This window comes from Microbispora sp. H10949, from assembly GCF_014161435.1.
Classification (GTDB): Bacteria; Actinomycetota; Actinomycetes; order Streptosporangiales; family Streptosporangiaceae; genus Microbispora; species Microbispora triticiradicis.
The window spans coordinates 68593-87914 of record NZ_JABBWZ010000005.1; the positions used below are offsets into that span (position 1 = coordinate 68593).

A 19322-nucleotide genomic window follows, 5' to 3' on the forward strand; every position below is an offset into this window, starting at 1 on the left:
AGGAGATGGTGACCCCTCTGCAGTACGGCGACCCGTCCCACGTGGGACCGATCGCGTTGCAGGCACGCCTGCGCACGGCCCAGGGCGGCCTCGTCTACCTGGGCCAGGCACCCGACGGCCGGGTGGTGTCGGTGGCGGTCCTCAGCAGCGGCGCCGCCCTCGACGCCGCGGCCCGGGACCGGTTCGTCACCGCGATCAGAGAGGCCGAGCGGCAGGGCCGTACGGGCGTGCTCGGCTGGGGCGCCTCCCTGGTGGACCGGATGCGCGGCCGGGGCGCCCCCGACACGCCGACCGTCCTGGCCATGCACGACGGTCCCGCCCCCTGGGTCGCCGTGCCGTACGTGCCGAACGCGCCGGGGGCCGAGCGGTTCCTCGACCCGGTCACGGTGTCCGGCACGCTCATCGGGCAGCGGCACGGACCCGACTTCCTGCACTACTGGCAGGGCGACGCCACCCCCGCGGTGCCCGGCCCGCCGGCCCCGCCGCCCCCGGCGGTCGCCACCCGCCGCTCGGTCGTGCTCGCCTCGACGCTGCTCGCCACCCTGGTGCTCGTGCTCCTCGTGGCCGCCTGGCTGCTGCTGTTCCGCGGCGAGGACGAGCAGGAACCGGCCCGGCCGCTGCCGAACACGCAGTTCGTGCCCAGCCCGCCGCCCGAGCCCGCCTCGCCGGTGCCGCAGCGGCCCACCCCCGGCCCGTCCGGGAGCGGCAGCGAGTCGCCGTGGCCGATGGACCTCGACGACGGCCGCGGTCCCATCTGAGCCCCGCGTACGTCCGGCCGACGTGTCAGTCAGGCTGGGGGCGGCGGACGCGGGGGACGGGCTGGCCGCGGCGGGCGGCCTCGGCCTTCAGGCGCTTCCTGAGCAGCCTGCCCTGGCCGAGGAACGAGCGGTTCCGCTCGCGGCGGTTCCCGGAGAGGCTCCAGTCGTTCAGGGCCCGCTCGACCCGCACGCCGAGCCGGTCGCCCGCCCCGGTCGCGGTCCCGACGAGCACCACGTTCTCCTGCCACTCCATGGCCGGGCCGTGCCGGTGGAAGGTCAGGCACACCGGCCCCTCGGCCGCCTGGACCCCCGCGGGCAGGCGCAGGTCGAAACCGGCCTCGGTGCGCACGGCCGAGCGGGTGCGCACCGCCAGTGGCATGCCGTCGGCGACCATGGTGACGACGGGCTCGCCCAGGCGCGCCGCGCGATCGGCGAAGGGCCGCCAGTCCGCCGGCGGGGCCGATCGGCTCGGCAGCCGGGGGCCTGTGGGGGCCGGGTCGGAGGCGGGGACCGCGACGTCCCCGGGGGCCGTCCAGATCTCGGGTGTCCTGGACAGGTCGCCCTCGGGCCACCAGACGATCCTCTCGGGGGTGACCTCCACCCAGATCCGAGCGAAGTACCATCCCAGCCGCTTCACCAGGAACCACGGCATCCCGGCGAACCCGGCGCCGGTCTTGGCGAGCGACTCGCGGACGTACCGGTCGGTATTGGCCTGCAGATCCGCGTCGCGTACGGTCGCCCGGCCCTGCACGAGGACGACGGGCGCCCGGGGACGGGCACCGTCCGGTCCGGTGCCCCCGGCATCGGAGCAGAGCAGCGCGACGCGCGGGTCGCGCCGGGCGCGCTCGGCCTTGTCCGGGTAGGTGAGCCCGGTGCTCACGTCCAGCGTGCCGCCCGCGCCGACGTACGGCGTGACGGGCCAGGTGACGGGCCGGCCGTCGCGGGTCAGCGAGGCGTACTCGCACACCATCGCGCGGTCGAAGAGCTCGGCCGTCTCGCGCGGCCACATGGTCGATACGGGCGTGGTCATCACGACTCCAGGACGGCGTTCGCGGGGGCGGCGGCGCCGTACAGGCGGGCGAAGCGCCGCCGGTAGGCCGGCCACCAGAACAGGCGGAACATCAGCCGGGCCACGACGGGCAGGTCGGCGTACGACGTGGCGAGCAGGCGGGTGTCCGCGCTCGAGGCGAGCCAGCCGAAGATGACGGGGATCCGGCGGCGGCCGAAGTCGTCCATCGCCCGGCGTTTGTCGGCCTCGACCTCGTCGAGGGTGAGGTGGCGGAGCATGAGCGGCACGGCGGTCCGCTCCTCGTGGTCGAGGTGCTCGTTGACGAGCTCGTGCAGCCGCCGCAGGGTGGGCGCGCGCCCGGCCAGGGGCACCCCGCGGTCGGAGGCGGCCGCGACGAGCGGGTCGAGCACGGCGTGCTCGGACTCCAGCTCGGCCAGCACGTCCGCCGCCTCCGGGGCGCGGCCGACGAGCGTGGGCCACAGGTGGGCGTCCTCGTGCGAGTGGTGGGCGTGCAGCATGTCCAGCACGAGTGCGAGCTGCTCCTCCAGCAGTTCCTCGTGCGCGTCGTCACGCGGGTGCGCGCACGCCTCGGCCAGGCGGCCGAACTCGGCGCGGAAACCGGCGTGCATCATCAGGAAGCCGGTCAGGTGTTCTGGTGTGATCATCAGTCTGTTCCCTCACTGTCGGGAACAGCGTGCGCGTCACGCCCCTACGCGCACTTGTCGAGGGCTTGTCGGGCCCTTGCCAGCCAGTAGCCCCCGCCCGCCTGCTCCAGCAGGCGCACCGCCTCCCGCAGGTGGGCCCGCGCCCCCTCGCGGTCGCCGAGCGCCAGCAGCGCCTCGCCCATGTGGCCGTCGTACGCGCCGTCGATCGTGGTGCAGGTGCCGCTCACGTGCAGCAGCCCGGCGAAGGGACGGAACGCGTCGTAGACCTCCCGCACGATGTCCGTCTCGCCGAGCCGGATCGCCGCGTGCAGCCGGCACATGGCGGACATCGCCCAGTGGTAGTCGCGCGGCGGCAGCGGGGTCTCACGCAGGAGCCGCCGGGCACGCTCGTGCTCACCCCGGTCCGCCAGCGCGTACGCCAGGACGTAGGCGAGCCCGGCCATGCCCGTCCGCCGGAACATCTCCTCGATCCACTCCGCCTCCTCGCCGAAACGGTCCTCCTGGATGAGCGTCTCGGCCCGCACGGCGAGCATGCCCACCTCGAAGTACGCGAGGTCGGAGAAGGACAGTGTCGCCCTGACGGGCTCGAAGTGGCGAGTCGGGTCCGGCACACCCTGGAACAGGTCGAGACCCACGTGTGCGATCGCCGCCTGCAGTGCCAATGTGGGGTTGTGCAGGTCGCGCAGCAGCGCGCCGGTCTCCGTCAGCAGCGCGCGGGCCTGCGGCACGCGCCCGTGCTCGACGTGATGGGTGACGAGGTGGAGCTGGGCGATCACCCTGAGCTGGGACGACAGGTCCGGCTCCGCCAGCAGGCGCCGCGCGGTCGCGCCGAGCTGCTCGATGAAGTCCTGTCCCTGCATGGCCAGCAGCCGCAGGTGGAGCACGCGCCGCAGCAGGGCGGGGTCGCCCAGGCGTTCGGCCGCCGCCACGGCCTGCGACGAGACCGCGTCGACCTCGGCCTCGCGGCCGGTCTGGGCGAGCACGACGGCCCGGACGGCCTGTGCCGTCGCCCACGCGGACGTGTCCGGGGACAGCTCGCGCACGGCCCGGTCCATCGCCTCCCGCAGGGCGGCCACATCGAGGCCGTAGCGGAACGGCACCCAGACGCCGTGTCCCATCGCGATGTCGGCGGCCCTGACGGCCTGGTCCAGGTCGGGGCCGGCCAGGGCGAGCGCCTGCTCGACCGCCTCGTAGCCCTCGTCGAACCGCCCGGCGGCGTAACGGCTCTCGGCCAGCCCGACGGCGAGCTCGAACCTCTCGGCCGGACCGGCCCCGGCCGGCTCGGCCGCCGCCAGCGCCTCCTGCCACGACACGGCCGCGTCGTCGGGCGCGTGCCGCCGCAGGGCCGCCCGCGCTGCGCGGGCGGAGTAGTCCATCGCCATGCGGGCGGGCTCCGCGCCCAGCTCCGCCGCCGCCAGCCAGTGCCGCGCGATCACCGCCGCGTGGTCGTCCCGGTCCCCGTGGACGTGGGTGAGGACGCCGGCGACCTGCTCGTGCACGCGCGCCCGCCACAGCCGCGACCGGCGCGACAGCAACGCGTCGGTCACCAGGGCGTGCGCGAACTCGTACCCGCCCAGCCGGTACGACGACTCCCGGATCAGCCCCGCGTCGAGGGCCGCGTCGAGCGGCGGCAGCAGGTCGCCGACCGTGCCGCCGGCGACCCGGGCCAGGACGCCCGCCTCGAACTCGTCGCCCATCACGGCGGCGAGCTCCAGCACGCGGGCCGCCTCCGCCCCCAGGGCCGCCACCCGGTGCAGCACGACGTCCAGCACGCCCTGCGGCAGCTCCTCGCCCGCCCGGGCCAGCTCCGCGAGGAAGAACGGGTTCCCGGCGGTGCGCCCGCGCAGCTCCTCGGCCCTGCGGCCGCCCGGGTCGCGGCTGGACAACTCCTGGACGAGCGCGCGGACCTCCTCGGCGGTGAGCCCGTCGAGCCCGAGCCTGCGCGCGCCGAGCCGCGACAGCGCCGACAGCGTGCCGGTGAGCGCCGACGCCTCGTGCCGCCGGAAGGTCGCCACCAGCAGCAGACCCGGCCGGGCGGTGGACGCCACGTGGACCAGCAGCCGCAGCGTCGCGTCGTCGGCCGCGTGGACGTCCTCCAGCACGACGATCACCGGGCCGGTGTCGGCCAGGAACGTGCCGACCGCCTCGAAGAACCGCAGCCGCGCCCCCTGCGCGTCGGCCGCCGGAATCGCCTCCAGCCCGCCCGACAGGAACGTGCTCACCTCGCCGGGCAGGGCGGCCTCCGGGAACGCGGCGGCGAGGTCGCGCAGGACCCGTTCCCAGGGCCACAGGGCGGGCGCCGTCTCGTGGTCGGGACTCGACCCCCAGCCGACCGGCACGGCGGCGGTCGCGCGGAACCGCTTCAGCAGGCTCGTCTTGCCGACCCCCGGCTCGCCGTCCACCAGCACGACCTGCCCGGCGTCGGACGACGCCCTGGCCGCCGCGTGCAGGAACTCCAGCGCGCTCTCGCGGCCGACGAAGACCGTCTGGTCCGCCGCGGGCTCGGGAGCCCTGCGCGCCGTCACCTGTTTCGAAGCCGTCCGCTTCGGCGTCGTCTCTCTCGGCGTCTCTTCCGGGGTCCGCGCCGGAGGCCGCCGCGGGGGTGGCGGTGTGGCGGGCCGCTCCGGCGGGAGCAGCGCCGGGTCCTGGCGCAGCACCGCGCCTTCGAGCTCCCGCAGCCGCGGCCCGGGGTCGATGCCCAGCTCCCCGGCGAGCACCTCCCGCACCCTGCGCAGGCGTTCGAGGGCCGCGGCCTGCCGGCCCGCCCGGTAGTCGGCCAGCACCAGCAGTTCCCAGGCACGCTCCCGCAGCGGGTGTTCGCGGACGAACGAGTCCAGCCGCGCGACCACGTCCGTGTGGCGGCCCAGCTCCAGCAGGGCCGTGGCCAGCCCCTCCACCGCGTCCAGCCGCACCTGTTCCAGACGGCCGATCTCCGGCTGGGCCCACTCCTCGGACCGCACGTCCGCGTACGGGTCGCCTCGCCACAGGTCGAGCGCCTCGGCGAGGGCGGCCGCCGCCTCCTCGTGCCGTCCCTCGGCCAGATCGCCGGACCCGGCCGACACGAGCGTCTCGAAGTCCCTCGTGTCGAGGCCGAGCCCGCCGGTCATCAGGCCGTACCCGTCGGCGGCGCTGACCAGGACGGCCGGGGTCGCGCCCGGCCGCCGGTCGGGCTCCAGCCGGCGGCGCAGGTTGGAGACGTAGACCTGCAGGCTCCCCTGGGCGCTGGGCGGCGGGTTGCCCGACCACAGCCGGTCGGCCAGGAGGTCCGCGGGGAGCACCCGGTCGGAGTTCATCACGAGGAGGGCCAGGAGGGCTCGCTGCTTAGGCGGTCCGGCCGATACGGCCTGCCCGGCCACGACGAGTTCCACGGGCCCGAGGACGTTCAGCCGCACGGGCCAATGGTAGGGAGCACCGTTCAACCGGTCCAATTGTTACATTTCCGGAGCTGTCCGATTTTCCAGCGCCACGACCGATCGTCCGGGTCGTGGCCGGACTTCAGCCGTTCTCGTCACCTTCGCCGACGTCGGCCACACGGCCGCCCGCTAGGCTCGGCCCTGTCCGGCCAGGGACAAGCCGGGGCAAAGCTGGGGCAAAAAGGGGGGACGCGGCGCATGCACGCCGGGCAGATCGTGCTGCTGCTGCTCGCCGCGGTGGCCGCCGGGTGGGTCGACGCCGTCGTCGGCGGCGGGGGCGTGCTCCAGCTTCCGGTGCTGCTGCTGGCCGGCGTCCCGCCGGTCCAAGCGCTGGCGACGAACAAGTCCGCCGCCATCTTCGGCACGGCCTCGGCCGCCCTGACCTACGCCCGCAGGACGAAACTGGACCGCGCCGTGGCCGTGCCCGCCGCGGCGCTGGCGGTCGCCTTCGCCGGCCTGGGCGCCGCGTCGGCGGCCCTGCTCGACGCGGCCGTGCTGAAACCGCTGGTCATGGTCGTGCTGCTCGGAGTGGCCGCGTTCGTGACCCTGCGACCGGCGTTCGGCCGCCTGCCCCAGCCGCACCTGCGCACCCGGGGGCGGGTCGTGGCGGCGCTGGCGGTCTCGGGCCTGGCGATCGCCTACTACGACGGCATCCTGGGGCCGGGCACCGGGACGTTCCTGCTCATCGCGTTCACCTCGATCCTCGGGATGGACTTCGTCCACGCCTCGGCCACGGCGAAAGTCATCAACACCGGCACGAACCTGGGCGCCCTCGTCGTCTTCGCCGCGCAGGGGCACGTGCTGTGGGCCGTGGGACTGGCCATGGCCGCCTGCAACATCGCCGGGGCGCAGATCGGCGCCCGGATGGCGCTCAGCCGCGGCTCCGGGTTCGTCCGGGCCGTCCTGCTGTGCGTGGTGGCAGCCCTGGTCGCCAAGCTCGCCTACGACCAGTTCCTCGCCACCTGACCACCCCTGATTCCCCGGGGGAGCCGGGACCGGGCCGCCGCCATGACGGATGTCATGGTCGGCACACGACGCTCGGCACTGATCACGTCGCCCGGCCATCCGTACCGTAAAGGTCATGACGAACACGAACTCATCGCAGCGCACGGACTGGCACGTCTCACTTCTCGGCGGTCTCAGGCACCGCGGGCAGGGCCCGATGCCCGCGGACACGGTCGTCCTCACTCCGGTCGGCGGCGCCGACCTCGACCTCGGCGACGCCGAGATGGCGCCGGTCACCACGGTGACGAAGGTCTCCCTCGTGGGAGGGGTGCGGCTGCGGGTGCCCGCCGGCGCCGCGGTCGAGGTCGAGGGCTTCAGCCTGTTCGGCGGACGCGCGGTGGACCCGGCGACGGCCGGCGCCTCCGGGCCTCTCGTCCGCGTGCGCAGCTACGGCGTCTTCGGCGGCGTCAAGGTCACCCGCGCCTGATCGGCGGGCTCGCGCCGCGGCGCCCGTACGGCCGGGGCCGCGAGGGCGACGAACAGCGCGAGCAGGGCGGGCACCAGCAGCGCGTACGGGAGGGTGATTGCCTCCGCCAGGCCGCCGATGAGAACCGGGCCGGTCAGGAAACCGGTGTAGCCGAGACTCGCCACGGCCGCCAGCGCCCGGCCCGACTGCGCGGGGTCGCGGTGCCCGGCGGCCGAGAACACCTGCGGGATGATGCACGACAGGCCCGCGCCGAACAGCCCGAACGCCACGACACCGGCGACCGGCCGGGCCACGAGGACCCCGGCCGCGAGACCCGCCCCGGCGAGCACCCCGCAGCAGCGCACCAGCGTGACCGGGCCCAGCCAGGCGGCGAGACGGTCTCCGGCGAACCGCCCGGCGGTCATCATGATCGAGAAGGCGGCGTACGCCGCGGCGGCGAAGCCGGGGGAGGAGCCCAGGTTGTCCCGCAGGTAGACCGATCCCCAGTCGGCCGAGGCGCCCTCACCGACCAGGCAGCAGAACGCGAGGACGCCGAGGAACAGCACGCCGCCGCTGACGCGCCGCCGGGCCGGGCCGTTTCCGGAGGGCGCGGACGGCGCGGACGCTGCCGTGCGCCCCGGCGGGTCGTCGCGCAGCGCCCAGCGGGCGCTCAGCAGCGCGACGAGCAGGATGACCACGCCCACGGACGCGAAGGTCAGGGCCGGACTCACATCGGCGTGGGCGAACAGCCCACCCGCGGACGCCCCCGCGAACCCGCCGACGCTGAACACCGCGTGGAAGGACGACAGGATCGGCCTGCCGTAGGCGCGCTCGACCACGACGGCGTTGGCGTTCATCGCGACGTCGAGGGTGCCGTGGACCGAGCCGAAGACGAACAGGGCGAGCGCGAGCGCCGGCAGGTTCGGGGCGTACGCGGGGAGCACGAGCACGACGCCCTGCGCGACGGCCACCGGCAGCATCGTCCGATAGCTGCCGTACCTGTCCACCAACCGGCCGACGATCTGCATGCCGGTGATCGCGCCGGCCGCGATGCCCAGCAGTCCGAGGCTCAGCGCGCCGTCGCTGAGCAGCAGGTCGGCCTTGATGGCGGGGATCCGGCTGGTCCACGTGCCGATGGCCATCCCGGACAGCAGGAACAGACCGTAGACGGCCACCCGGGCGCGTACGAGCGCCGGACGGGCGGGGGCGGACAGGGCCATGTCGCATCGCTCCTCGAAGGCTGTGGTCGTGTCGGCAGGGGCCCGGGCCGCCGGGCCTGCCGCGCTGTGGCGGTGTGCGTACGAATGCCGGTCGATGTGCGATCGATCACGTCCGGCGTGCGGGATGGTGGAAGCACCCGTCCGTGGCCGTGCTTCGGACACGCGTGCTCTGGACACATGGGGGGATTCGGGGTGCGTGGGGGAGAGGGGTTACGCCGCGCCGGGCCGGCGCCGCCTGGCCTCACACGCGGCGCGGTGAGATCGGCGCTGTGCCATCGACGCCAGGGCGTAGGGACTGGGGATCGGCGCCGGCAGGCGGCGCTGTACCGCGGCGCTGTACAGCGCACTGGGACAGCGGTCGGCGCGGTGACCAGGACGGTGAGCGGGACGGTGTGCCGGCCGAAGCCGGGCGGCCGCCCGTGAGGGCGGGACGAGACCCCGCACGACCGGCGGCGAAGTGACGTGGGCGGGCGGGCGACCTCCGTGGGCGTTCTGGTCGGGCGTGTACGGCACGATCCGCGTGGTGTGGATCCGTCAGGGGACGGACGCCGTCCCGGGAACCGTGCGCACGGTGACTCCGGCGGCGGCGAGGGCGTCGTGCTGGTCCTTGGGGATCCCGTCGTCGGTGACGACCACGTCGAGCCGGTCGAGTCCGCAGACCGCGCCGAACGCCGTCCGGTTGAACTTACCCGAGTCGCAGACCACCACCACCCGGCGGGCCGAGGCGATCGCGGCCTGCTTGATGGCCACTTCGGGCAGGTCGTGCGCGGTCAGGCCGTGCTCGGCGGACAGGCCGCAGCAGCCGACGACCGCGGTGTCGAACCGCAGCGCCTTGATGGACGCCTCGGTGAGCGGACCGACGAAGTTCATCTCACCGTGACGCACCTCCCCGCCGGGCAGCACGAGACGGACGCGGGGCGCGGCGGCGAGCTCCTGCGCCGCCTGAAGCGCCAGCGGCAGCACGGTCAGCCGCCGGTCGCGTACGACCCGCGCTACCTCCAGCGCGGTCGTGCCGCCGTCGAGCACCACGGCCTCACCATCGGCCAGCAGGGAGGCGACCTCCGCGGCGATGCGCCGCTTGGCCTCGACCGCCTCACGCTCACGCACCCCGAACGGCGGTTCCTCGCCGCGCAGCAGCAGGCTCAGCGCGCCGCCGCGCACCCGCCGGACCACGCCCTGCTGAGCGAGTTCGTCGAGGTCGCGGCGGATGGTCATCTCCGAGACCCCATACGCCAGTGCCAGCTCGGCCACGGAGACGCTGTCGGTCGTGCGCAGCGCATTCATGATCGCACGCATGCGGTCGGCACTTTCCATGTGTTCATTTGAACACACAGCCTGTCCGAGAGCAACTAAATCTACTTTGTAAGGCCGGGTGCGGAGGTCGAGACGGGATGGATCAACGCGGACATCCGAGCCAGTACACCGGGGTTGACCCGGTAGTACACCCAGGTGCCCCGGCGTTCGGAGCCGATGAGCCCGGCCTGCCTGAGCACCTTCAGGTGGTGGCTGATCGTCGGCGGGGTGAGGTCGAAGGCGGCCGTGAGATCGCACACGCACGCCTCGCCACCCTCGTGGCAGGCGATCAGCGACAGCAGGCGCAGCCGTACGGGATCGGCGACGGCCTTGAACAGCGGCGCGAGCTCCACGGCCTCGCGCTCCGGCAGCGGCTCGCAGGTCAGCGGTGCGCAGCATCCCCCGCCGGGCGCATCCGCACCCGCGTCGGCGATCGGCGGCTGTTGCTTCGACATCTCTTTAATTTGACACATCTCTATTCAGGGACACAATCTGCCGATAACTTGATTAGACAGTTGTCGAAGCAGCGGGCGTGCCTGCCGCTTCACGGTCCACGGAGGAACCGATGTCCCGTGTTCAGCTCGCCCTGCGCGTCGCCGACCTGGAAGGGTCGATCGCCTTCTACTCCAAGCTGTTCGGCGTCGAGCCCGCCAAGCGGCGGCCCGGCTACGCCAACTTCGCCGTCGCCGAGCCGCCGCTGAAGCTGGTGCTCCTCGAAGGCGAGCAGGGGGAGCCCACCCGGATGGACCACCTCGGCGTGGAGGTCGAGGACGCCGCGCAGGTCACGGCCGCGACCGAGCGGCTGAAGGAGGCCGGCCTGGCGACCTTCGAGGAGAACGACACCACCTGCTGCTACGCCCTGCAGGACAAGGTGTGGGTGCACGGCCCCGGAGGTGAGCCCTGGGAGGTGTACGTGGTCAAGGCCGACGCGGAGGTCATCGGCAGGAGCGGGACGGCGACCGCCGACGGTGCCGCGTGCTGCGGCACCTCTGAGAACGATTGAGGGACGGCCGTCAACCGAAGATTGACGATCGAGAATCGTCAAGCTACGGTTGACGCATGAGCCCACTCAACATCAGCCTCGCCGACCTGATCGCCCGTCTCGACGAGGAGCTCCCCGACGCCGACCACCTGGCCCGCATCAGCGAGGCGCAACTGCGCGCCCAGACCCTGTCCGACCTCGCCGACCAGCTCGTCGGCCACTACGTCGGCAAGGCCAAGCAGGCGGGCGCGTCGTGGAGCGAGGTCGGCGACGCCATCGGGGTGTCCAAGCAGGCCGCCCAGCAACGCCACGCGCCGAACGTGTTCGATCGGTTCACCGACCTGAATCGGCACACCATCGTGCTGGCCCAGGAGGCCGCCCGAGCGCACAAGCACGACTTCATCGGCACCGAGCACATCCTGCTCGGCCTGCTCGGCGAACCCCGGGGTCTCGCGTACGAGGTGCTGATGGCGAAGACCGAGTCGGAGCAACGCATCCGCGACGCGATCGAGGAGGCGATGCCGCCGGCCGGGCCCAAGGCGCTGCGGGGCCACATCGCGTTCCGGCCGGAGAGCAAGGAGGTCATCGAGCACGCGAGCCGCGCGTCGGCAGACCTCGGCCACGACTGGGTCGGCACCGAACACACGCTGCTGGGCCTGATCCGCGCCGAGGAGAGCCCGGCCGCGCAGATCCTGCGCAACCTCGGCTTCACGTCGGACGAGTTGCACGAGACGGTCAGGGCCGAGATCGCCAAGCGATCCGCGGCCCGCGACGAGTAGGCCGGCTCGACCTGCTCCCAGGAGTCCCCGTCGAGTGGCTTCGCACGCGGGTCGCCCCACTTCGTGGGTTCGGCCGAGACAGGCCGGAACAGATGCGCCGCACGTGAACGCCTCGGCGTGGCGCGCGGCTTGCAGGGCCGCCCGCTGACCGGCGCTGCCGCCGTCATTCGGCCGTCAGCCGGCCGTCATTCAGTGCGGTCGAGGACGTTCTCGCGGGCCGCGGCGTACTGTTCGCGTATCGCCGGCACCGGGTCCGCCTCGTGCGTCTCGACCTGCCCGATCGTCCACGACGGCGGCCGCTGCCCGCCCGACAGCATCCAGGCCGCCTGGCGGGCGGCGCCGTCGGCGACGTACTCGCCCAGTGGTGGGACGAGCACGGGGCGGCCGAAGACCGTCGGCGCGATCCGGCGGACCGCCTCCGAGCGGGCGCCGCCGCCGACCAGGATGACCCGGTCGACCGTCGTGCCCTGTGCGATCATCGCGTCCAGCCCGTCGGCGAGGGCGCACAGCATGCCCTCGACCGCCGCGCGGGCCAGGTGCGCGGCGGTCGAGGTTCGCAGGGTCAGGCCGTGCACGGCTCCGGTGGCGTGCGGGCGGTTCGGTGTGCGCTCGCCCTCCAGGTAGGGCACCAGGACCAGCCCGTCGGCGCCCGGCGGGGCCGACAGCGCCAGCGCCGACAGCTCCGCGTGGTCCACCCGCAGCATGGTCGCGGCCGCGTCCAGCACCCGGGCGGCGTTGAGCGTGCACACCAGCGGCAGGAACCGGCCGGTCATGTCGGCGAACCCGGCGACGATCCCGCTCGGGTCCGCGGCCGGCACGTCGGAGACGGTGGACACGATGCCCGAGGTGCCGATCGACACGATCACGTCGCCCGGCTCGGCACCGGCGCCCAGCGCCGCCGCGGCGCAGTCCCCGGCGCCGGGGCCCAGCGGTGCGCCGGTGCGCAGGTGCCCGGCCTGACCGGTCGGCCCGAGCACCTGCGGCAGCAGCACGTCGTCGCGGCCGAACGCCAGCCGGATCAGGTCCAGGCGGTACTCACCGGCCGCGGCCGACCAGTATCCGGTCCCGCTGGCCTCGCTGCGGTCGGTGCGCAGCGCGTCGAGCCCCGGCGCGCCGGACAGTCGCCAGGTCAGCCAGTCGTGCGGCAGACACACCGCGGCCGTGCGGGCGGAGTTGTCCGGCTCCGCCGAGGCCAGCCAGCGCAGCTTGGTGACGGTGAAGCTGGCCACCGGTACCAGGCCGACCGCCTCCGCCCATGCTCGCCGTCCCGCCTCCCCGCCGCCGAGATCCGAGATCAGGTCGGCGGCGGCGCCGGCCGAGCGGGTGTCGTTCCACAGCACCGCGTCCCGGATCACCCCGCCGTCCGCGTCCAGGCACACCATGCCCTGCATCTGCCCGGCGATCGAGGCCGCCGCCACGTCGTCCAGTCCGCCGGCCTGTGCGACCGCGTCGGACAGTGCGGCCTCCCACGCGGCCGGCGGCACGGCCGTCCCGGCGGGGTGTGGTGCGCGGCCTTCGCGCACCAGTTCCCCGGTGTCGGCGTCGCGGACGACGACCTTGCACGACTGGGTCGATGAGTCGACCCCGGCGACGAGGGGCACCGGTCCTCCGGGGGTGTCGGGCGCGGACGAGCGCGCCGGCTGCGTCGCAAAGATCATGACACACCCGCTACGGGCCACCGAAGCCGATCGTGAGCGGCCCAGCCGGGGGTCAGGTGGCCGTACAGGTGATGGGCGACGGCGCCTCGACAGTGCCGCCGGGCCAGCCGATCGCGAAGTCCGTCGTCACCGACGCGCCTGGCGGCAGCGCGCCGTTCCAGGGCTGGTTCGTGACGGTCACCATGGCTCCCGGCGGGACGCGGCCGCCGTTCCACATCTGCACCCAGCTCAGACCGTTGGGGACCTTGAAGGTGACGGTCCACGAGGAGATGGGCAGCGTTCCCGTGTTCCGCACCGTCAGTTGGCCGTATGAGGCCGCCGTCCACGACAGGATGAAACGGATCGTCGCTTCGCACGAGCGCGTGCCGGTGGACGGCGACGGGCTGGGCGAGGGGGAGGGGCTGGGCGAGGGGGAGGGACTGGGCGAGGGGGAAGGGCTGGGAGAGGGGCTCGGTGACGGTGAAGGACTGGGCGTTGGCGAGGGGCACGGCGAGGCACTGGGCGAAGGGCTGGGGGAAGGGCTGGGCGACGGTGACGGCGAGGGGCTGACTGGCGGCGTCGGTGAAGGGCTCACCGACGGGGAAGGGCTGACTGACGGTGACGCGCTGGGCGACGGCGTCACTGACGGGCTGGCCGACGCTGACGGGCTGGGCGACGGCGACGGCGACGGCGAAGGGCTGGGCGAGGGGGAGAGGCACGGCGAGGAACCGCCGGACGGCGAGGGGGACGGACCGGCCGACGGCGAGAGCGACGGGCTGGCTGACGGCGAGGCCGGCGGCCAGCCTTCGACGGGCGGGATCCGGATGATCCGGTCGTCGCCGTAGACAGGAGTCCCGCCGGCGTCGTGGTTGCTCGTCGTCACCCAGAGCCAGCCGTCCGGCCCCACGGCCACGGTGCGCAGCCGTCCGTACTTCCCCTGAAGCTCGGCCACCGGGGTGCCCGCCATGCCGCCCGCGACCGGTACCGCCCACAGCCGCGTTCCGCGCAGGGCCGCGGCGAAGACCGTCCCGTTGGCGTACGCGAGGCCGCTGGGCGACGCGTCGGCCGGGCGCCAGGTCACGATCGGGTCGCGCCAGCGTGCGTCTCCGCACACGCCCTGGCAGGACGGCCAGCCGTAGTTGCCTCCCGGGACGATGGCGTTGAGCTCGTCCCAGGCGTCCTCGCCGAACTCGGTGGCGTACAGCCGGCCGCTGTCGTCCCAGGCGAGTCCTTGGACGTTGCGGTGGCCGTAGCTGTAGACCGGCGAGCCGGCGTACGGGTTGTCCGCGGGCACCGTGCCGTCGGGCCTGAGGCGCAGGATCTTGCCGCCCAGGGTGCCGTTCTGCGCGTTGACGGGGGTGCCCGCGTCGCCGGTGGCGACGTACAGCATGCCGTCGGGACCGAACGCGATCCGCCCGCCGTTGCGGGACTGGCCGCGGGGAATGCCGCTGAGGACGACCTGCTGCGTGTTGGGGGCGCCCCACCGGAACCGGACCACGCGATTGTCGGAGGCACTGGTGAAGTAGACGTAGATGAACTGGTCCTGAAGGAAGGCGGGGGACAAGGCGATGCCGAGAAGGCCGCCGTCGCCCGTCGTGTACACGTTCGGGATGGTGGTCACCCGTGTGGGCGTGTATCCCGGATACACCCGCCAGATGTCCGCGGTGGTGCGTTCGGTCACGAGGGCGCTGCGGTCCGGCAGGAAGGCCATTCCCCAGGGTGACTGCAGTCCCGTGATGGAGACCTGCGCCCTGGTGAAGTCGAACCCGCCGGTGGCCGCTCCCGCGGGGACCGGCCGGGTCGCGACGAGCACCGCGGCGGCGGTCACGACGCAGAGGACGGCCGCGAGTGCCGCGGACAGACGCTTGGGCATCACGTGCTCCCGGGAGGAGACGGGGACCGCATACCGGCTTGTCAATCATCGAAAGCGTCCGCCGCGCCAGAGGCAACGGACCGGCGGGAGGCCGTCCGGCGGCCTGCGTGTTCGTCCGCCGAAGGGGCCCGGGTGAGGAAACTTTCAGACCCGGCGGCGGTGAGGGTCAGCGGGCTGCGGGCCGGACGCGGATGATCCGGTCGTCGTCGGGGGCCGGGCTCCCGCGGCCGTCGCGGTTGCTCGTCGCCACCCACAGCGAGCAGTCCGGCCCGACCGCCACGGCGCGCAGCCGCCCGTACGTCCCCTGGAACTCGGCCACCGGGGTGCCCACCGTGCCGTCGCTGATCGGCACCGTCCACAGCCGCGTCCCGCGCAGCGCCGCGGCGAAGAGCGTGCCCTTGGCGTACGCGAGGCCGCTAGGCGACGCCTCGGAGGGACTCCAGGTCACGAGGGGATTGGTGAAGCGCGGGTCGGAGCACACGCCCTCACAGATCGGCCAGCCGTAGTCGCGGCCGGGGAGGATGCGGTTGAGCTCGTCAAAGGTGTTCTGGCCGAACTCGGTGGCGTACAGCCGGCCGCTGTCGTCCCAGGCGAGTCCTTGGACGTTGCGGTGGCCGTAGCTGTAGACCGGCGAGCCGGCGTACGGATTGTCGACGGGCACCGTGCCGTCGGGCCTGAGGCGCAGGATCTTGCCGCCCAGGCTGTTCAGGTTCTGCGCGTTGGCCGAGTTCCCGGCGTCGCCCGTGCCCACGTACAGCCTGCCGTCCGGGCCGAACGCGATCCGCCCGCCGTTGTGGGTCTGGGCGCGGGGGATGCCCGTGAGGATCGGCTGCTGCGTCTGGGGCGAGCTCAGCCGGAACCGGACCACCCGGTTGTCGGAGGCGCTCGTGTAGTACGCGTAGACCCACTGGTCCAGGGCGTAGACCGGGGAGACCGCGATGCCGAGCAGGCCGCCCTCGCCCCCGGGCGACACGTTCGGGACCGTGGCCACCTTCACGGGCGCGGATCCGCGGCGCACCCGCATGATGTCCGCCGTGTCGCGCTGGGAGACGAGGGCGCTGCCGTCGGGCAGGAAGGCGATCCCCCAGGGCGCCCGCAGTCCCGTCGTGACCACCTGCGGGTGGGCGAAGTCGTATCCGCCGGTGTCCGCGCCGGCGGGCACCGGCCGGATCGCGACGAGAGCGGCGGACGCGGTCACCGCGCTGAGCGCGGCCGAGAGCGCCACGACGAGACGCTTGGGCATGAGAGGCTCCCGGTGCGGGACATGGGCTTACGGCTCGTGACCGTACAACTCGCGGACCGGGGAATCCGCCCGCCGCGCCGGTGGGGACGGACAGGCGTCACGCCGGCCGTCCGAGCGGTGACCGCCAGGTGGTCAACCGGGCTGAGCTGCTCGATCCCGGTCCTGGAGATCCCGCCGTGGGGGAGCGGCCGGCGCATGCCGGGTGTCTGCCGCGGCCCGGACGCGGGTCAGGGACGCGAGCGCGAGCAGCAGCAGGAGAGCGCAGGCCCAGGCGAACCAGTCGCCGAACCGGGTGTAGGGCGTTTCGGCCGACCGGGTGGGCAGCGCGGTGAGGACGGACACGAACGGCGCGTCAGCGCTGTGCGCCTCGGCCCGGATCCGGCCGTTGGCGTCGCTCACGACCAGGTCGCCGTCCCGCGCGGCCCGCGCCACCGTGAGCCCGGTCTCGACGCCCCGGGTGACCGCCATCCTGCCGTGCAGCCAGCGGTCCCGATCGAAGTCCCAGGCGGGGACGAAGACGGCCGTGGCGCCGCTCCTGCGGTAGTCGCGCACCAGACCGGGCAGATCGAGGTCGAAGCAGATCGCGATCCCCCAGCGGAGGCCCGAACCGGGCACGAAGGCCTTGCGGTTCCCGGGCCGGAACTCGCTTTCCAGCCCGGGGATGAGGTGGTGCTTGAAGTACTCGACCGGCCGGCTCCCGTCGGCGGGGAAGTCGACGGCCGCGTTGCGGAGGCCATCGGAGCGCTTGAGGATCAGCCCGGCGATGATGTCGACGTGGTGGTCGGCGGCGAGCCGCGCCAGCGGCGCGGCCAGGACGGGCAGCGTCGCGTCGTCGGCGACGAAGACCTTCTCCGGCATGACCACGACCCGCGCGCCGCGTGCGGCGAGGTCCGGGATCCGCGCCGTGTACCGCCCGAGGAGGGCACGTCCCTCCGCCGAGGCGACCGGGACCGAGCCGTTCCGGTCGGCGGCGAGAAGCGCCACCTTCTCCGAACCCGAGCCGTCCCCGCCCGATCCGTTCCCGCCCGAGCCTTCCCCGTACGGCAGGCGCAGCCGCCAAGCGCCGTACCCCACGGCCAGGATCAGGACGACCGCGGCGGTGACCGCCACCCGCAGCCGCCCGCCCGTACGCGGTGCGGAGAACGCGGCGACGGCCGCGGGAACCCCGAGGACCAGGAACGTGACCCCCCACGGTCCGGTGACCGAGACGGTCTGCAGGACTGGAAGGACGTCGGCCTGGGTGTAGGCCATGCTCCACCACGCCCCGTTCGGCGACAGCACCGAGAACGCGTACTCGACGGCGACCCAGGCCGCCGGCACGACGGCGGCGGCCGTCAGCGGACGTCCCCTCAGCACCAGCGCCCGGTACGCCAGGACGACCAGCCCGAACAGCAGCGCCGACCCGACGATCAGCGACACGACCATCGGCGGCGGGATCCGCACCGTGTCGAGGAAATAGCCCCACATCGCCGTCTCGCCGCCGAGCCATGCGGCCGACGCCGCGAGGAACGCGGTGCGAGCGCCGACGTGGTGGGCGAGGACGAGCACCGGCAGCGGTGCGAGCCAGGTGAGCCAGGGCACCGGCGTGAGCCCGGTGCCGAGATGCAACAGCGTCGCCGACAGCGCCGTGGCGGCGAGAGCCACGGTCAGACGCCGAATCGGTGAATTCATCGTGCAGCCTCCTTTTCTCAGCCGCCCCGACCTTCCAGGACCCGGCCTGGACGCGCATCACCGGAGGGAGCGGTCCGGGTGCCGGTCGCAGGGACCGGGGCCGCTCGGAGAGTCGTGGCTGCGGGTCTCACTCGAAGGAGTGAGACGGTCGTCAGCCGAGCGGCGGAGGCGACGGCGGGGGCCGCGCGCATAGTCTTGCCGGGTTCTCTCCGACAACCCCGGAGCCGGTCATGCGGGCGAGCATCCTGAGCCCATCGAGGGCCGACGTCGCGATCGCCGTCGTCGTCACCGTGATGACGGTGACGCCCGTCCTGGTCCCGTACCGGCAGCCGTGGTGGGCCGTGGCGCTCGCCGTCCTGATGTCGGTGCCGGTGCTGTGGCGGCGCCGCGCCGTTCTCCCCGCCGGGGCCGTCGTGGGCTGCGCCACGACCGTCCTGGCGATCGCGGTGAAGCCGCTGCCGCACTCCGGGGCTCTGGTGCTGCTGCTGCCCTACGGCGTGCTGGTGTGCACCTACACGTTCGCGGCGGCGGACCTCTCCCGGGCGCGGCGCGCCGGGGGCGTCGCGGGTCTCGCCGCCGGCGTGGCCGTGTCGCTCGTCGTCCCGCAGGAGAACCTGGAGACCTACCGTTACCTCCTCACCGCGATCGTCGCCGCGTACGCGCTTGGTGTGAGCGCACGGGCCCGGCGGGCGGGCCGGGAGGCCGAACGGGAGCGGGAAGCGCGCGTCCGCGAGGAACGCGCCGCCGCGGTCGCACGCGAACGTACCCGGATCGCCCGCGACATGCACGACATCGTCACCCACTCGGTCGGGCTCATGGTGATCCAGGCGGAGACCGGCCCGCTGGTGGCGCGCGACCACCCGGAGAAGGCCGAGGCGGTCTTCGAGGCGATCGCGGCGGCGGGGCGGGACGCGATCGGCCAGCTCCGGCTGATCCTCGGCGCGCTGCGCGGAAGCGAGGGGCCCGGTGGCCCGGCTCCGGCCCGGGGGCCGCAACCCGGGCTCGACGCCCTGCCCGGCCTGCTGGACAACGCCCGCCGGGCGGGCCTGGACGTCTCCGCCGACGTGCGGGGCGAGCCACGGCGCCTTCCCTCCGACGTGGACGTCGCCGCGTACCGGATCGTCCAGGAGGCGCTGACCAACACGATCCGGCACGCCGGCGCGAGCACCGTCCGCGTACGGGTCCGCTGGTCGGGTGACACCCTGGAGGTCGAGGTCGCCGACGACGGCCGGGGTGTGCGGGAGCTACGGGAAGGACACGGCATGATCGGGATGCGGGAGCGGGTCACGGCCTGCGGCGGCCGGCTCGCCGTCCGGCCGGGAAACCCGGGGCTCACCGTCGCCGCGACCCTGCCGATCGGCTGACGGC

General features: G+C 73.9%; 16 protein-coding genes. 6 read left to right on the top strand and 10 right to left on the bottom strand.

The features are described 5' to 3' along the window. Nucleotides 1-5 precede the first annotated feature (5 nt). Entirely contained in the window at nucleotides 6-758 is a 753-nt protein-coding gene (locus HHX40_RS13760; protein ID WP_220499102.1) for a hypothetical protein, read from the top strand. A gap of 25 nt (nucleotides 759-783) precedes the next feature. Here the strand turns inward: HHX40_RS13760 and HHX40_RS13765 are convergent, their stop codons facing one another. From HHX40_RS13765 to HHX40_RS13775, 3 genes are read right to left on the bottom strand one after another with little or no spacing between them, the layout of a single operon-like run. Then, nucleotides 784-1788 (bottom strand): pyridoxamine 5'-phosphate oxidase family protein, encoded by a 1005-nt coding sequence (locus HHX40_RS13765; protein WP_182880901.1) that lies wholly within the window; start codon nucleotides 1786-1788, stop codon nucleotides 784-786. Continuing rightward, complete coding sequence (locus HHX40_RS13770; protein WP_182880902.1) at nucleotides 1788-2432, bottom strand: hemerythrin domain-containing protein; 645 nt, start codon at nucleotides 2430-2432, stop codon at nucleotides 1788-1790. Before HHX40_RS13770 ends, HHX40_RS13765 begins: the two co-directional genes overlap by 1 nt. Before the next feature lie 44 nt (nucleotides 2433-2476). After that, a complete protein-coding gene (locus HHX40_RS13775) occupies nucleotides 2477-5824 on the bottom strand; it encodes a BTAD domain-containing putative transcriptional regulator (RefSeq protein ID WP_182880903.1) in 3348 nt (1115 codons plus the stop codon). Nucleotides 5825-6043: 219 nt separating this feature from the next. Between HHX40_RS13775 and HHX40_RS13780 the strand changes: the two genes are divergently transcribed. Continuing rightward, on the top strand, nucleotides 6044-6811 hold the full coding sequence (locus tag HHX40_RS13780) for a TSUP family transporter (RefSeq protein ID WP_182880904.1): 768 nt from the start codon (nucleotides 6044-6046) through the stop codon (nucleotides 6809-6811). Nucleotides 6812-6926: 115 nt separating this feature from the next. After that, nucleotides 6927-7277, top strand: a complete 351-nt coding sequence (locus tag HHX40_RS13785; RefSeq protein WP_182880905.1) for a hypothetical protein — start codon at nucleotides 6927-6929, stop codon at nucleotides 7275-7277. On the opposite strand, the gene HHX40_RS13790 is transcribed toward HHX40_RS13785, so the two are convergent. The 3 genes from HHX40_RS13790 to HHX40_RS13800 form a co-directional block, all read right to left on the bottom strand. Then, entirely contained in the window at nucleotides 7238-8476 is a 1239-nt protein-coding gene (locus HHX40_RS13790) for an MFS transporter (protein WP_182880906.1), read from the bottom strand. The two genes, HHX40_RS13785 and HHX40_RS13790, sit on opposite strands and share 40 nt — an antisense overlap. Before the next feature lie 534 nt (nucleotides 8477-9010). Next, nucleotides 9011-9790: a DeoR/GlpR family DNA-binding transcription regulator gene (locus HHX40_RS13795; RefSeq protein ID WP_111697576.1), complete on the bottom strand. Its 780-nt coding sequence runs from the start codon at nucleotides 9788-9790 to the stop codon at nucleotides 9011-9013. Between the two features lie 41 nt (nucleotides 9791-9831). After that, a complete protein-coding gene (locus HHX40_RS13800; protein ID WP_182880907.1) occupies nucleotides 9832-10224 on the bottom strand; it encodes an ArsR/SmtB family transcription factor in 393 nt (130 codons plus the stop codon). A gap of 110 nt (nucleotides 10225-10334) precedes the next feature. Here HHX40_RS13800 and HHX40_RS13805 point away from each other — a divergent pair, with 110 nt between their 5' ends. Both HHX40_RS13805 and HHX40_RS13810 read left to right on the top strand, forming a co-directional pair. Then, nucleotides 10335-10772, top strand: coding sequence for an ArsI/CadI family heavy metal resistance metalloenzyme (locus tag HHX40_RS13805; protein WP_182880908.1), 438 nt, complete (start codon nucleotides 10335-10337; stop codon nucleotides 10770-10772). 56 nt (nucleotides 10773-10828) lie between these two features. After that, on the top strand, nucleotides 10829-11530 hold the full coding sequence (locus tag HHX40_RS13810) for a Clp protease N-terminal domain-containing protein (protein ID WP_182880909.1): 702 nt from the start codon (nucleotides 10829-10831) through the stop codon (nucleotides 11528-11530). A gap of 185 nt (nucleotides 11531-11715) precedes the next feature. Here HHX40_RS13810 and HHX40_RS13815 read toward each other — a convergent pair whose 3' ends face one another. The 4 genes from HHX40_RS13815 to HHX40_RS13830 form a co-directional block, all read right to left on the bottom strand. Continuing rightward, complete coding sequence (locus HHX40_RS13815; protein ID WP_182881254.1) at nucleotides 11716-13131, bottom strand: xylulokinase; 1416 nt, start codon at nucleotides 13129-13131, stop codon at nucleotides 11716-11718. Nucleotides 13132-13240: 109 nt separating this feature from the next. Next, a complete protein-coding gene (locus HHX40_RS13820; RefSeq protein WP_182880910.1) occupies nucleotides 13241-15040 on the bottom strand; it encodes a PQQ-dependent sugar dehydrogenase in 1800 nt (599 codons plus the stop codon). A 166-nt stretch (nucleotides 15041-15206) separates the two neighbouring features. Then, a complete protein-coding gene (locus HHX40_RS13825; protein ID WP_182880911.1) occupies nucleotides 15207-16283 on the bottom strand; it encodes a PQQ-dependent sugar dehydrogenase in 1077 nt (358 codons plus the stop codon). A 132-nt stretch (nucleotides 16284-16415) separates the two neighbouring features. Then, the gene (locus tag HHX40_RS13830; protein ID WP_182880912.1) at nucleotides 16416-17954 is read right to left on the bottom strand and encodes a nitrilase-related carbon-nitrogen hydrolase; all 1539 of its coding nucleotides are present in this window, start codon (nucleotides 17952-17954) and stop codon (nucleotides 16416-16418) included. A 230-nt stretch (nucleotides 17955-18184) separates the two neighbouring features. Between HHX40_RS13830 and HHX40_RS13835 the strand changes: the two genes are divergently transcribed. Continuing rightward, nucleotides 18185-19318: a sensor histidine kinase gene (locus tag HHX40_RS13835; RefSeq protein WP_182880913.1), complete on the top strand. Its 1134-nt coding sequence runs from the start codon at nucleotides 18185-18187 to the stop codon at nucleotides 19316-19318. The last annotated feature ends 4 nt before the right edge of the window (nucleotides 19319-19322 follow it).